This window comes from Novosphingobium pentaromativorans US6-1 (genome assembly GCF_000767465.1).
In the GTDB taxonomy this organism is placed as follows: domain Bacteria; phylum Pseudomonadota; class Alphaproteobacteria; order Sphingomonadales; family Sphingomonadaceae; genus Novosphingobium; species Novosphingobium pentaromativorans.
In genome coordinates this window covers 3751442-3764672 of sequence record NZ_CP009291.1, presented here as the reverse complement: position 1 = coordinate 3764672, position 13231 = coordinate 3751442, and the positions used below count along the sequence as shown (strand labels likewise).

The 13231-nt window shown below is 65.0% G+C and carries 10 protein-coding genes; 6 read left to right on the top strand and 4 right to left on the bottom strand.

The window, feature by feature from the left end; genetic code table 11:
* Positions 1 to 55: 55 nt before the first annotated feature.
* Together purC and JI59_RS17650 are read left to right on the top strand one after the other, a co-directional pair.
* Complete coding sequence (gene purC / locus JI59_RS17655) at positions 56 to 838, top strand: phosphoribosylaminoimidazolesuccinocarboxamide synthase (RefSeq protein WP_007011290.1); 783 nt, start codon at positions 56 to 58, stop codon at positions 836 to 838.
* A gap of 114 nt (positions 839 to 952) precedes the next feature.
* Positions 953 to 3790 carry a M16 family metallopeptidase gene (locus JI59_RS17650; RefSeq protein ID WP_038576519.1) on the top strand — a complete coding sequence of 946 codons (2838 nt, stop codon included), beginning with the start codon at positions 953 to 955 and terminating at the stop codon, positions 3788 to 3790.
* 26 nt (positions 3791 to 3816) lie between these two features.
* Here JI59_RS17650 and JI59_RS17645 read toward each other — a convergent pair whose 3' ends face one another.
* A complete protein-coding gene (locus JI59_RS17645) occupies positions 3817 to 4518 on the bottom strand; it encodes an HAD-IA family hydrolase (RefSeq protein WP_007011292.1) in 702 nt (233 codons plus the stop codon).
* 50 nt (positions 4519 to 4568) lie between these two features.
* On the opposite strand from JI59_RS17645, the gene glmU reads away from it, so the two are divergent.
* Entirely contained in the window at positions 4569 to 5954 is a 1386-nt protein-coding gene (gene glmU / locus JI59_RS17640) for a bifunctional UDP-N-acetylglucosamine diphosphorylase/glucosamine-1-phosphate N-acetyltransferase GlmU (RefSeq protein WP_007011293.1), read from the top strand.
* Positions 5955 to 5978: 24 nt separating this feature from the next.
* Here glmU and JI59_RS17635 read toward each other — a convergent pair whose 3' ends face one another.
* On the bottom strand, positions 5979 to 6731 hold the full coding sequence (locus JI59_RS17635) for a tetratricopeptide repeat protein (protein WP_238532450.1): 753 nt from the start codon (positions 6729 to 6731) through the stop codon (positions 5979 to 5981).
* Positions 6732 to 6909: 178 nt separating this feature from the next.
* Between JI59_RS17635 and JI59_RS17630 the strand changes: the two genes are divergently transcribed.
* The 3 genes from JI59_RS17630 (at position 6910) to JI59_RS17620 (ending at position 12161) form a co-directional block, all read left to right on the top strand.
* Positions 6910 to 7740: a TIGR00266 family protein gene (locus JI59_RS17630; RefSeq protein WP_038577850.1), complete on the top strand. Its 831-nt coding sequence runs from the start codon at positions 6910 to 6912 to the stop codon at positions 7738 to 7740.
* A gap of 149 nt (positions 7741 to 7889) precedes the next feature.
* On the top strand, positions 7890 to 9713 hold the full coding sequence (glmS, locus tag JI59_RS17625; RefSeq protein ID WP_007011296.1) for a glutamine--fructose-6-phosphate transaminase (isomerizing): 1824 nt from the start codon (positions 7890 to 7892) through the stop codon (positions 9711 to 9713).
* Between the two features lie 117 nt (positions 9714 to 9830).
* Entirely contained in the window at positions 9831 to 12161 is a 2331-nt protein-coding gene (locus tag JI59_RS17620) for a putative bifunctional diguanylate cyclase/phosphodiesterase (protein WP_052117987.1), read from the top strand.
* Between the two features lie 128 nt (positions 12162 to 12289).
* On the opposite strand, the gene purQ is transcribed toward JI59_RS17620, so the two are convergent.
* Positions 12290 to 12967, bottom strand: a complete 678-nt coding sequence (gene purQ, locus JI59_RS17615) for a phosphoribosylformylglycinamidine synthase subunit PurQ (protein ID WP_007011300.1) — start codon at positions 12965 to 12967, stop codon at positions 12290 to 12292.
* The gene (gene purS / locus JI59_RS17610) at positions 12964 to 13200 is read right to left on the bottom strand and encodes a phosphoribosylformylglycinamidine synthase subunit PurS (protein WP_007011299.1); all 237 of its coding nucleotides are present in this window, start codon (positions 13198 to 13200) and stop codon (positions 12964 to 12966) included. Before purS ends, purQ begins: the two co-directional genes overlap by 4 nt.
* Between the last annotated feature and the right edge of the window lie 31 nt (positions 13201 to 13231).

Here is a 13231-nt window from a genome sequence, read left to right as displayed (position 1 = left end):
AAAGCGACTCCATCGTGCCGGGGTTTGTACTTTTACCGTATCAAGGACGAATCCGATGTCCCGTCGCCGCCAGATCTACGAAGGCAAGGCCAAGATCCTTTATGAGGGCCCCGAGCCCGGCACGCTGATCCAGTACTTCAAGGACGATGCCACTGCGTTCAACGCGCAGAAGAAGGGCACGATCCAGGGCAAGGGCGTGATCAACAACCGCATCAGCGAGTATGTCTTCACGCGCCTCAACCACATCGGCGTTCCCAACCACTTCATCCGCCGCCTCAACATGCGCGAGCAGCTCGTGCGCCAGGTCGAGATCATTCCGATCGAGGTCGTCGTGCGCAACGTGGCCGCTGGTTCGATTTCCAAGCGCCTCGGCATTCCCGAGGGCGAGCCGCTGCCCCACACGCTGATCGAGTACTACTACAAGGACGACGCGCTGGGCGATCCGCTGATCGCCGAAGAGCACATCGCGTGCTTCGGCTGGGCCAACAACGAGGAGATGCAGGACATCTCCGCCATGGCCATCCGCGTGAACGATTTCATGTGCGGCATGTTCGCGGCGATCAACATCCGCCTCGTGGACTTCAAGCTCGAGTTCGGACGCATCTGGGACGGCGACTACAGCCGCGTGATCCTCGCCGACGAAATCAGCCCCGACGGCTGCCGCCTGTGGGACATGGCAACCGGCGAAAAGCTGGACAAGGACCGCTTCCGCCGCGACCTCGGCGGTGAGGAAGAAGCCTACCAGGAAGTCGCGCGCCGCCTCGGCCTGCTGCAGGACGATAACGGCCCGAGCGAAGTCTTCGATCTCTCGAAGCACCGCAAGCTGCGCGGCAAGTAACCGGCCACGCGCCTCGATCGGGGCGCTGACAAAGCCTTTCAGGGCCCGGAACGCGGTGGCAATCGCGATCCGGGCCCTTGTTATATGCGCGCCGCTGGGGCAGGTCTGGGCGCGATGAGAGGACTCCTGATTGCGCTTCTCCTGCTCCTGCCGGCCCCGCTGGCAGCCCGGGAGAACACGCCCCCCCGCGACGACACTTCCTGGGCCTTCGAGGCCAGCGACATTCCGCTCGATCCGGACTATCGCTTCGGGCGCCTCGCCAACGGCATGCGTTACGTCGTCCGGCACAATGCCACCCCTGCCGGGACCGGCGTGGTGCGCATGCTGGTCGAAGCCGGCTCGCTCGACGAAAGCTACAGCGAACAGGGCTACGCCCACTTCGTGGAGCACATGGCCTTCAACGGCAGCAAGCGCGTGCCCGAAGGCGAGATGATTCCCCTGCTCGAGCGCGACGGCCTCGCCTTCGGCGCGGACACCAATGCCTCGACCAGCTTCGACCGCACGATCTACAAGCTGGACCTGCCGCGCAGCGATTCCACCCTGCTCGACACGGCGCTGATGCTCATGCGCCAGACCGCCAGCGAACTGACCATCTCGCAGGGCGCAGTAGAGCGCGAGCGCGGCGTCGTTCTGTCCGAAATGCGCGATCGCAACACCTTCGGATTTCGCAATGCGGTCGACGGGCTGAAGTTCTTCTACCCCGGCTCGCTCTATGCCAATCGCCTGCCGATCGGCACGACACAGTCACTCAATGCCGCCACGTCTCAAAGCCTGCGCGCCTTCTACCACCGCGAGTATGTGCCGGCGCACGTTACCGTTGTCGTCGTAGGGGATTTCGACATCGACGAGATGGTCGCCGGCATACAGCGCCATTTCGGAGACTGGCAGGCCGAACCGTCCGAACCGCAGCCCGATGCCGGACCGATTCGGGCGAAAGACAAGAGCCGCACGGAAATCTACGTCGACCCTGCTCTTTCCGAGCGGATAACCGCGCTGCGCAACGGCCCCTGGCTCTACGAACCCGACAGCGTGAAGCAGCGGCAGGAAAACCTGCTGCGCTCGATCGGCTACGACATCGTCAATCGCCGCCTCCAGCGCCTCTCGCGCCAGGCGTCCCCGCCTTTCCGAGGCGCGGGGTTCGGCACCGGCGACGTTTTTGAAACCGCGCGCTCGACGCGCCTCATCGTCGATACCGTCGACGGCAAGTGGCGCGAGGGACTTCAGGCCGCCGTGGCTGAATATCGCCGCGCCCTCGCCTACGGTTTTGCCGCCTCCGAAGTCGCCGAGCAGGTGGCCTCGATCCGCAACACACTGGTCGATGCCCTGGGCTCGGCCGACACGCGCAGCAACCCAGCGCTCGCCGAGTCCGCGCTGGCGCTCGTCACCGACCGGACCGTGCCCTCCACGCCCGAAACCGTGCTGCAACGCTTCGAGGCCTTTGCGCCGCAGATAACCCCCGAAGCCGTCCTCGCCGCGCTTGAGCGCGAAGCGATCCCGCTCAGGAAACCGCTTTTGCGTTTCGAAGGCCGGATCGGGCCCGAAGGCGGCGGCGAAGCGCTGCGGGAGAGCTGGAAACAGGCGATGAAGGCCCCGGTCGAGCGCAGCGAAATCACCGCGCTCAGCGATTTCGGCTACACCGACTTCGGCGCCCCGGGAGAAGTGGTCAGCGACCGGATCGGGCCCGAACTCGGCATCCGCGAGATCCGCTTCGCCAATGGCGTAATGCTCAATCTCAAGCGCACCGACATCGAAAGGGACAAGGTGCGCGTCAGCATCAGCATCGATGGCGGCGACAAGCTCGATACCAGGAGCGACCCGCTGGCGACGGAAATGGTCTCCTATCTCGACGAAGGCGGGCTCGGGAAGCACAGCCGCGACGATCTCGACACGATCTTCGCCGGACGGACTGTCGGCTTCGGCCTCACCAGCGCAGATGCAAGCTTCGACGGACGCTACCAGACCACGCCGCGTGACCTCGAGCTGCAGCTTGACCTCATCGCCGCGCTCATCACCGACCCCGGCTATCGCCCGGAAGGCGCGGTGCAGTACCGCCAACAGGTGAACAACTATTTCGCCCAGCTGCGGGCCACCCCGGCTTCGGCCCTGAGCGCGGACCTCGGCGCGATCCTTTCGGACAAGGATCCGCGCTTCAGCCTGCAGCCGGTCGACGCCTATCGCCACCGTACTTTCGACGAACTCAAGCGCGACATCGGCGACAGACTTGCCCACGGCGCCATCGAACTGGGCATCGTCGGCGACATCGAGGAGGACAAGGCAATCGCTCTTGTCGCCCAAACGCTGGGGGCGCTGCCGCCGCGCGAAGCGGCATTCCGCGACTATGCGAACCAGCCGCCGCGCACCTTCACGCCAGATCGGGAACCGCGCGTCCTGCGACACACCGGCGCATCCGACCAGGCATTGCTGCGGTTGACCTTCCCCACCCGCGACGACAGCGACCCGCAGCAGACGCTCGAGCTGGAACTGCTCGAACGGATCATGCGCATCGAGCTGACCGACGAATTGCGCGAAGCGCTGGGCAAGACCTATTCGCCCTCGGCCAGCAGCAATCTCTCGCGCGAGTGGAAGGGATACGGCACGTTCTCGATCAACGCCTCGGTCGACGTGGCGGACGTCGCGGCAACCCGCAAGGCGATCCACAAGGTGCTCTCCGCGCTGCGCATGGCCCCGGTCCACGACGACATCCTGACCCGGGCACGCCAACCGCTCTACGAAGCCTTCCAGAACGCCCTGAAGTCAAACACCGGGTGGCTCTCGCTGGTCGATCGCGCCCAGTCGGAAAGCGACCGGATCGACCGCTTCGTCAAGGCGCGCGAGCGACTGATGGCGCTCACCGCCGCCGATGTCGAGGCGACGGCCAAGCGCTACCTCCAACCGGATGCCGGCGTGGAAGTGCTGGTCCTTCCGGAAGGCGTCGATCCGCCCAAGCCCTGATCTGCAACGTAACCGCGCCTGTCGGCTCAGCGCACGGAGGCGGTTCCCAGATAGTCGAGCGCAGGAATGAGCTGGTCGAAGTGATCGATCACCGCATTGGCACCCAGTTCGCGGGGCGGCTTGTCGCAGAAGCCGAAGCTCACCGCGACGCAGGGTAGCCCCGCAGCGGCAGCCGCGCCGGTATCGTAAGTCGTATCGCCGACATAGACAGCGCGCGCCTTCTGCCGCGAGACACCGGCCCGATCGAGCATCTCGTAGATGAGATCGGGGTTGGGCTTGGCCTTGCCCGGCCCCAGCGTATCGCCGCCAATGACCGTGAAGAAGCGATCCGACAGGCCAAGCTCGTCGAAGATCCGCACGGCGAAGCGCTCAAGCTTGTTGGTCACCACCGCGATCTTCACGCCGCGCGCAGCCAGACCGTCCAGCATTTCGAGTCCGCCCGGAAACAGGCGCGTCTCGACCGCGATATTGGCCTCGTAGAAATCGAGCAGGATGCGGTGCAATTCGTCGAAACGCGCATCGGAAACCGGCTCCCCGGTAACCTCCAGCGCGCGGGCGAGCATCTTCTTCGCTCCGCCGCCGATCAGGTCGCGCACTTCGGACGACGGGATCGCCTGCCTGCCCTCCTTCGAGATCGCGTGGTTCACTGCCGCTGCCAGGTCGCCGTGACTGTCGAGAAGGGTTCCGTCGAGGTCGAACCCGACGATATCGAATGGAAATGTGCTCATCGCGTCCCCAGTTAAGACTTGATGTGGAAACCGCAACATTTTGCTGGCACATGAGCGCCATGGCCGAAGACTCATCCCCCCTCGCCCCGCTCGCGGTCGTTGTCCTTGCCGCCGGCAAGGGCACCCGCATGAAGAGCAACCTGCACAAGGTCCTGCACCCCATTGCGGGCAGGCCGATGCTGGAGCATCTCATGGCCAGCGCGGCCGAACTCTCCCCGCAGCGGCAGGTCGTCGTGGCCGGGCACGGGCTGGAGCAGCTTGAAAGGGCTTTGGGCGAAAGCGTGACTTTCGCAGTGCAGGAGCCGCAGCTGGGCACCGGCCATGCCGTCCAGCAGGCACAGGGCGCTCTGCAGGGCTTCGACGGCGATGTCCTGATCCTTTACGGCGATGTGCCTTTCGTGCGCACCGAAACGATGCGCGCCATGATCGAGCGCCTTCACGCAGAGGATTCCCCGGCGGTCGTGGTGCTCGGTTTCGAGCCGGAAGATCCGCTGCAGTACGGCCGGGTGCTCGCCCACGACGATGGCCGCATCGCAATGATGGTCGAGTACAAGGACGCAACCGATGAGCAGCGCGCCTGCCGCCTGTGCAACTCCGGCCTCATGGCGGTGAGGTCGGCGGACCTTTTCGACCTGCTCTCTCGCGTGGGCAACGACAATGCGCAGGGCGAGTACTACCTCGTCGACATCGTCAATGTCGCCACGCTCGAGGGCCGCACCTGTGCGGTCATCACCACGGACGATCCGGACGAAGTGGGCGGCATCAACAGCCGCGGCGAACTGGCCGAGGCCGAAGCACGCTGGCAGGCCCGTCGCCGCAAGGACGCCATGGCCGATGGCGTGACGCTTACCGCGCCGGAAACGGTGTTCTTCGCCTGGGATACGCAGCTTGGCCGCGACGTCACGATCGAGCCCAACGTGGTCTTCGGCCCTGGCGTGATGGTCGCCGACGATGTCACCATTCGCGCCTTCTCGCACCTTGAAGGCGCAACGCTGGAAAGCGGGGTCGAGATCGGCCCCTACGCCCGCCTGCGCCCCGGAGCGGTGCTCAAGACCGGCTCCAAGGTCGGCAACTTCGTCGAGATGAAGAAGGCGGTGCTGGGCGAAGGCGCCAAGGCCAACCACCTCAGCTACCTGGGCGATGCAGAGATCGGCGCGGGAGCAAACATCGGCGCGGGCACGATCACCTGCAACTACGACGGCTACTTCAAGCACAAGACGGTGATCGGCGAACGCGCCTTCATCGGCTCGAACAGCGCCCTGGTCGCCCCGCTCCAGATCGGCGCGGATGCTATCGTCGCGGCTGGCAGCGCAGTCACGCGCAACGTCGCCCCGGGCGAACTGCGCCTCGTGCGCGGGGAACAGCTGGTCAAGCCCGGCTGGGCAGACCGCTTTCACGATACGATGAAGAAGAAGAAGGCCGAGCAGAAAAAGTAGTTCCGCCCGGCCTCCGGAGCTGAATTACGAACCGATTGCCTTCTGCCGGGCGATATGTCCCAGTTCGATGCTGGCGGCCTTGTTCCCAGGCTCGAATTCCAGCGACTGCTTGAAAGAATTCTCGGCCGCTTCGAGGTTGCCGAGCATCATCTGGTTGTAGCCGATCCCCCGCAGCGCCCGCGCGGCAAGGTCGGCGTCAGGCCCTGCCGGGTTCTTGTCGGTCACGTCCCAGGCGCGCAGGAACAGTTCGAGCGAAGTCTTCCAGTCACGGCGCGACTTGTAGAGTTCGGCATATTCGTTGGCGTAATGCGCATCGAAGGGCGCCAGTTCGGTCGCGCGGCGCAGTTCCGCTTCGGCCAGATCGCCGCGCCCCATGTCGATCAGGGCATAGCCCTTGCCGAAGTGCGCATCGCACACCGCCGCATCGATCAGCACGGGGCTTGTACCCGAAGCACCGGTCGCGGTCGTGATCTTCGAGGCGTCGCGTTCATCGCGCGCGCAGAAGCGCGGACGCGGATCGCCCAGGTGCCTGCGGTCCGCCGCCGAGATCACCGCGTCGAATTCTGCAATCGCCTTTTTCAGCTTGCCAGCGCGTATGAAGCCGAAGCCTGCCGAAGTGCGCTGCTTGTCCATGACATTGGGCGCAACCACCAGCTGGCTGACTTCGCTCAGATGGCCCGGCGAAACCGATTCGGCACGCGCCGGGACCGACCCTGCAGCCGCACCGACCGCCATTGCCATGCACATTCCGGGAATTAAGGCCTTCCAGTGGTTCATGCTTTCATCCTCACCCAAATGCGCCGCGCACCTTTTGGAGGTCGGCGAATCCGCTGAAATGCCGCGCACCTTGTTAGTGGTCGACGAACTGCAAAGCGTATCCGATGAACGCGGTTTGACAAGGATAATCGCTCACCCCAAACCCGGGTTCCAGCAATTCACCCCAAAAGGAGGCATCATGTCCGGCAGTCCCTGGAGCCATTCGCGCAGTTCTTCGATTTCCGACGACGTCGACTTCGAGATCAAGGGCCAGGAACTCCAGTTCGTCGAGATCGAGCTGGATCCGGGCGAAAGCGCCGTGGCCGAAGCGGGTGCGATGGTCTGGAAGGATGCCCCGATCGAGATGTCGACCGTGTTCGGAGACGGTTCGGGCGGCGAAGGCAGCGGCTTCATGGGCAAGCTGCTCGGCGCGGGCAAGCGCCTCGTTACCGGCGAAAGCCTGTTCACGACCGTCTTCACCCATCACGGCAAAGGCAAGGCGCGCGTCGCCTTCGCCGCTCCCGTGCCCGGCGCCATTCTCCCGATCAAGCTGGACGACGTCGGCGGGCGCCTGATCTGCCAGAAGGACGCCTTCCTCGCCGCGGCTCGCGGCGTCTCCATCGGCGTCCACTTCCAGCAGCGGATCATGACCGGCCTGTTCGGCGGCGAAGGCTTCATCATGCAGAAGCTGGAAGGCGATGGCTGGGTCTTCGTGCAGATGGGCGGCACAGTGATCGAGCGCGAGCTGGCTGCGGGCGAAGAACTTCACATCGACACCGGCTGCGTGGCCGCATTCACTGCGGGCATCGACTTCGACGTGATCCGCGCCGGCTCGGTCAAGTCGATGATCTTCGGCGGCGAAGGCGTGTTCTTTGCGCGCCTGCGCGGCCCCGGCAAGGTCTGGGTCCAGTCCCTGCCTTTCTCGCGCCTCGCCGGTCGGATGCTGGCGGCTGCCGGTTCGCGCGGGGGACAGAACCGGGGTGAAGGGTCAATCCTGGGCGGCCTTGGCGACCTGCTCGACGGCGACTGAGCGAACTTTCCACCGCTCGCTTGCGAAGGTCGGCGGCTAAACCGATTTTCAAGCTTGTCCATTGCAGGACGGAGCGCCATCTGCTGGACCAGCAAGGCTGGGTCCAGCGACAACAACATTCATCCGGAACAAGGCGGCAAGCGCGGCACATGTGTGGAATCATCGGTATCGTCGGCAAGGAAGAAGTTGCAGAGCGCCTGGTGGACGGCCTCAGGCGCATGGAATACCGCGGCTATGACAGTGCCGGTGTCTGCACCGTCCACGATGGCCAGTTGATCCGCCGCAGGGCTGAGGGCAAGCTTCTCAATCTCGTCAAGGAACTGGCCGTCGATCCTGCGCCGGGCCTCGTCGGCATTGCCCACACCCGCTGGGCCACCCACGGCGCGCCGACCGCGGTCAATGCCCATCCCCATGCGACCGGGGAACTGGCGCTCGTCCACAACGGCATCATCGAGAACTTCCGGCCCTTGCGCGAAGCGCTCGTCGCGCGCGGACGCAAGTTCGAGAGCCAGACCGATACCGAAGTGGTCGCGCACCTCGTCTCCGAACTGGTCGAGGCCGGCCAGTCGCCGCAGGAAGCGGTCAGGGCAGCCCTTCCGCAGCTGCGCGGCGCCTTCGCCCTTGCCATCGCCTTCCGCCGCTTCCCCGACATGCTGATCGGCGCCCGCCTTGGCTCGCCCCTCGTCGTTGGCTATGGCGAGGGTGAGACCTACCTGGGCTCCGACGCGCTGGCGCTGGCCCCGCTCACCCAGCGCATTTCCTACCTCGAAGAGGGCGACTGGGTCGTCATCACCCGCGAGGGCGCACAGATCTACGACGTCGAAGGCCATGCGGTGGAGCGCGAGATCGTAACCTCCGGCGCTTCGGCCGTGGCGATCGAGAAGGGCAACTACCGCCACTTCATGCAGAAGGAGATCTTCGAGCAGCCGACCGTCGTTGCCCAGACCCTGCGCAGCTATATCCGCCAGATCGACCATTCCGTCGCCTTGCCCCAGATCGATTTCGACGTCACCAGCGTCAACCGCATCACCATCGTCGCCTGCGGCACCAGCTATTACGCCGGCATGGTCGCGAAGTACTGGATAGAGCATTTCGCGCGCCTGCCGGTGGACATCGATGTCGCCAGCGAGTTCCGCTACCGCGAACCGGTGCTGGAACCGGGCGGGCTGGCCCTGTTCATTTCGCAGTCCGGCGAAACCGCCGATACGCTCGCCGCGCTGCGCCACTGCAAGGAGGCGGGCCAGAAGATCGCGGTCGTCGTCAACGTGCCGACCAGCACGATGGCGCGAGAGGCCGACCTGCTTCTGCCCACCCATGCCGGTCCGGAAATCGGCGTCGCCTCGACCAAGGCCTTCACCTGCCAGCTTGCCGTGCTCGCCGCCCTCGCCGCACATCTTGCGGTCAAGCGTGGGCGCATGGCACGCGAGGAGGAGATGGAAGTCGTCAATCATCTCGTCGAAACGCCTGCCTGCCTCAACGCTGCGCTGGCCCATGACGAGGAAATCGCCGAGATGGCGCACCTCATCGCCCCTGCGCGCGACGTGCTTTACCTGGGGCGCGGACCGGACTTCCCGCTTGCCCTCGAAGGGGCGCTCAAGCTCAAGGAAATCAGCTACATCCATGCCGAAGGCTATGCCTCGGGCGAGATGAAGCACGGTCCGATCGCGCTGATCGACGATGCCGTCCCGGTCATTGTCCTCGCCCCTTCCGGGCCGCTCTTCGAAAAGACCGTCAGCAACATGCAGGAAGTGCGCGCCCGCGGCGGCAAGGTCGTGCTGATTTCCGACAGGGAAGGCATCGAGGAAGCCGGCGAAGGCTGCATCGCGACCATAGAGATGCCCAAGGTCCACCCGCTGATCGCGCCGCTGGTCTATGCCGTGCCGGTCCAGTTGCTCGCGTACCACGTCGCCTGCGTAAAGGGCACCGACGTCGACCAGCCCCGCAATCTCGCCAAGAGCGTAACCGTCGAATAACGGCCGTTCGTGGAAATAATTCAGGCCCTGCCGACTGATCGGACGACTTTTACCCTGTAATAACACTTGGTCGGTTATTGCAGGGGAGTGAACACGCACACGTCCACCTACTGCGCCATGCCACGGGAACTGCCAGTATTGGCGGTGCTCGGGCTATCGGATCCGGACGACGGCGATTGGAGTCGGCTGCGGGGAATACAGTATTCCTGCCTCGGCCACTCCACTTTCGCGCGGGTCACGACGCAGATCTCCGCCATGCTCGCAACGGCGGCGCTCGTCTTCGGGCAAGTGCCGATGGCGGCTGTCGCGGTCTGGATCGCAGTGGCCTGCGGCACGCTCTGGCGAGGGGTCCGCATAGACCGCACGCTCATCGACGCGGACAAGCGCCGCATCTCGCGCGACGAAGTCCACGCGCAGATGATCAGCTCCATTCTCAACGGCCTGGCCTGGTCCGTCCCGATCGGCGGCCTCGGCTTCTTCGTCGACGCGCAGACGCAAGTGAAGCTGTGGATCGTGCTGGCCATGCTGATGACCGCATCGGCCGTGCTGCTGCCCGCTGTACCGCTGGGAACCTTGCTGTTCACCGGAATCACCGGCGCTACCGCCATCGTGTTCTTCCTGAGCCGCGGCATGTTCGACATGGCCGCGGTCAGCATCGCCTTCTCGGGAATCGTGATTGCCGCCGCCATCGAGAGCGCGCGGCGCCACGTCATTACCAAGATCGCCGAAGCCGGCATCGTCGAGAAGGACGAAGTCGTCTCGATGCTGCTGCGCGAGTTCGAGGAAGGCGAGGCAGACTGGCTCTGGCAGATCGATACCGCACGCCGCGTGCGGTCGGTTTCCCCGCGCTTCGCCTTTGCCCTGGGCATGGATGCCAAGGAGATCGAGGGGCAGCCCCTGATCCAGCTCATCGCCGGATCGGCGTGGGAAAGCGGCCAGTTCTCGACCAGCCTCCACGACCTTGCCGAGCGCATCAAGCGGCGCGAGAACTTCAACAACCTGCTGGTGCGCGTGACGATCCACGGCCAACCGCGCTGGTGGGAGCTTTCCGGCACGCCCAAGCTCGACGAAAAGGGCAATTTCGACGGCTTCCGCGGCGTCGGCTCCGACGTCACCGAGGCGCGCGAGAATTCCGACAAGATTGCCTGGCTCGCGCGTTACGACACGCTTACCGGCCTGCCCAACCGCCTGATGCTCACCGAAGCGCTGGGCGACGCGCTGGACTACGCGGACAAGTGGCGCACACGCTGCGCCTTCCTGATGATCGACCTCGATCGCTTCAAGGCGGTCAACGATTCGCTGGGCCATCTCGTCGGCGACCAGTTGCTGGCCCGGGTATCGGAGCGACTCAAGGAGCAGATGACCGACAACGAACTGTGCGGCCGCCTTGGCGGTGACGAGTTCGCCATCGTGATCCGCGACGCTTCGGACCTTGCCCATATCGAACGTGTCGCCGAACGCGTCATCAAGCGCCTCTCGCAGCCCTACGAAGTCGATCACCACACTCTCTACGTCGGCGCCTCGGTCGGCTCTGCGATCGGCCCGCGCGACGGCTCGACTGTCGAGACCCTCATGCGCAATGCCGACCTGGCGCTCTACCGCGCCAAGGATACCGGGGGTAACGAGCACTTCACTTACGAACCGGCCCTTCACGCCCATGCCGAGGAGCGGCGCAAGCTGGAATTTTCCCTGCGCCGCGCCCTCGAACGCGACGAATTCAAGGTTGTGTACCAGCCCGTCGTTGCGGCGGACACCGAGGGCGTCGTCAGCTTCGAAGCGCTGCTGCGCTGGGAAAGCAAGGATCACGGCAGCGTCAGCCCGGCAAAGTTCATCCCGCTGGCGGAGGATACCCGCCTGATCGTGCCGATCGGGGAATGGGTGCTCCGGGAGGCCTGCAAGGAAGCGATGAACTGGCCCGAACACATCCGCGTTGCGGTGAATGTCTCGGGCGAACAGCTCCTCGACCAAAACTTCGTGGCCAGCGTGGTCGGTGCGCTCCAGCACAGCGGGCTCAGCCCGAACCGGCTCGAGATCGAGGTGACCGAGAGCATCTTCCTGCGCGACACGACCATGGCCAATGCCGCGCTGGAGGAAGTCATGGCGCTGGGCTGCGGCATCGCGCTCGACGACTTCGGGACCGGCTATTCCTCGCTGGGTTACCTGCGCAAGCTGCGCTTCTCCACGATCAAGGTCGACCGCATGTTCGTGCAGGGCGCCGCCACGGGCAATCCCGAGAGCCTGGCGATCATCCGCGCCGTCGTCGCCATGGCGGACAGCCTCGGCATGTCGACGACCGCCGAAGGCGCCGAGACCCAGAAAGAGGTCGACATGATCCGGCAGCTCGGCTGCCGCAAGATCCAGGGCTATTTCTTCGGCCGCCCCATGGCCCCCGAAGATGCAATTGCACTATTCGGCAGCCCGGCCAATCCACGACAGAGCGCGGCCTGAGCGGATAACCGCGCGCAGCGGCAACAGCACCGGAATAGCGCTCAGGTCCTGCCAGCGCTTGCAGCCAAATGGCCCAAGACCAAGCTGACTGCCCCGGAACACGCCCGGGACGCCGGCCTGCCTGGCGATCAGGCGCCGACCAAGCCCCTGATAGCGCTTTCGAACAATGCGCGACCATCCGTGCCACCGTGGGTAGCTTCGATGGCACGTTCGGGGTGCGGCATCATGCCCAGCACGTTGCCGCCATCGTTGAGCACGCCGGCGATCTGCCGGGCCGAACCGTTGACGTCCTCGGCATAGCGGAAGGCCACGCGGCCCTCGCCCTCGAGACGGTCGAGCGTCGCTTCGTCGGCGAAGTAGTTGCCGTCGTGGTGGGCGACCGGAATGACGATTTCCTGGCCCGCTTCATAGCCGCTGGTGAACAGCGACTGCGCGTTTTCGACCTTGAGGCGAACGTCGCGGCAGACGAAGCGGATCACCGAGTTGCGCAGCAGCGCACCGGGCAGCAGCCCGCTTTCGGTCAGGACCTGGAAACCGTTGCAGACCCCGAGCACCGGAACGCCGCGACCGGCAGCCTCGATGACGGCGCGCATCACCGGCGAGCGCGAGGCAATCGCACCGCAGCGCAAGTAGTCGCCATAGGAAAAGCCGCCCGGCAAGGCGATGAAGTCCAGTCCCTCGGGCAGGTCGGCGTCACCGTGCCAGACGCGATGCGGCGCGGTGCCCGAAACCTTCTCCAGCGCGTCCGCCATGTCGCGGTCGCAATTGGAGCCGGGAAAGGTGATGACGGCGGAGCGGAAGCTCATGCGGCGACCTTCTCGATGCGGTAGTTCTCGATCACCATGTTGGCGAGGAGCTTGCGGCACATGTCGTCGAGCGCTTCGTCGCTGACGTTGTCGGCAACGTCGAGCTCGATCAGGCGGCCGGCGCGGACGTCGTTCACTCCCGAGAAGCCGAGGCCTTCGAGCGAGTGATGAATCGCCCGACCCTGCGGATCGAGGACACCGGGCTTGAGGCTGACGTGGACGCGGACTTTCATCGCGGGGGCCTTTCGCTTGGGCGGTCTGGTC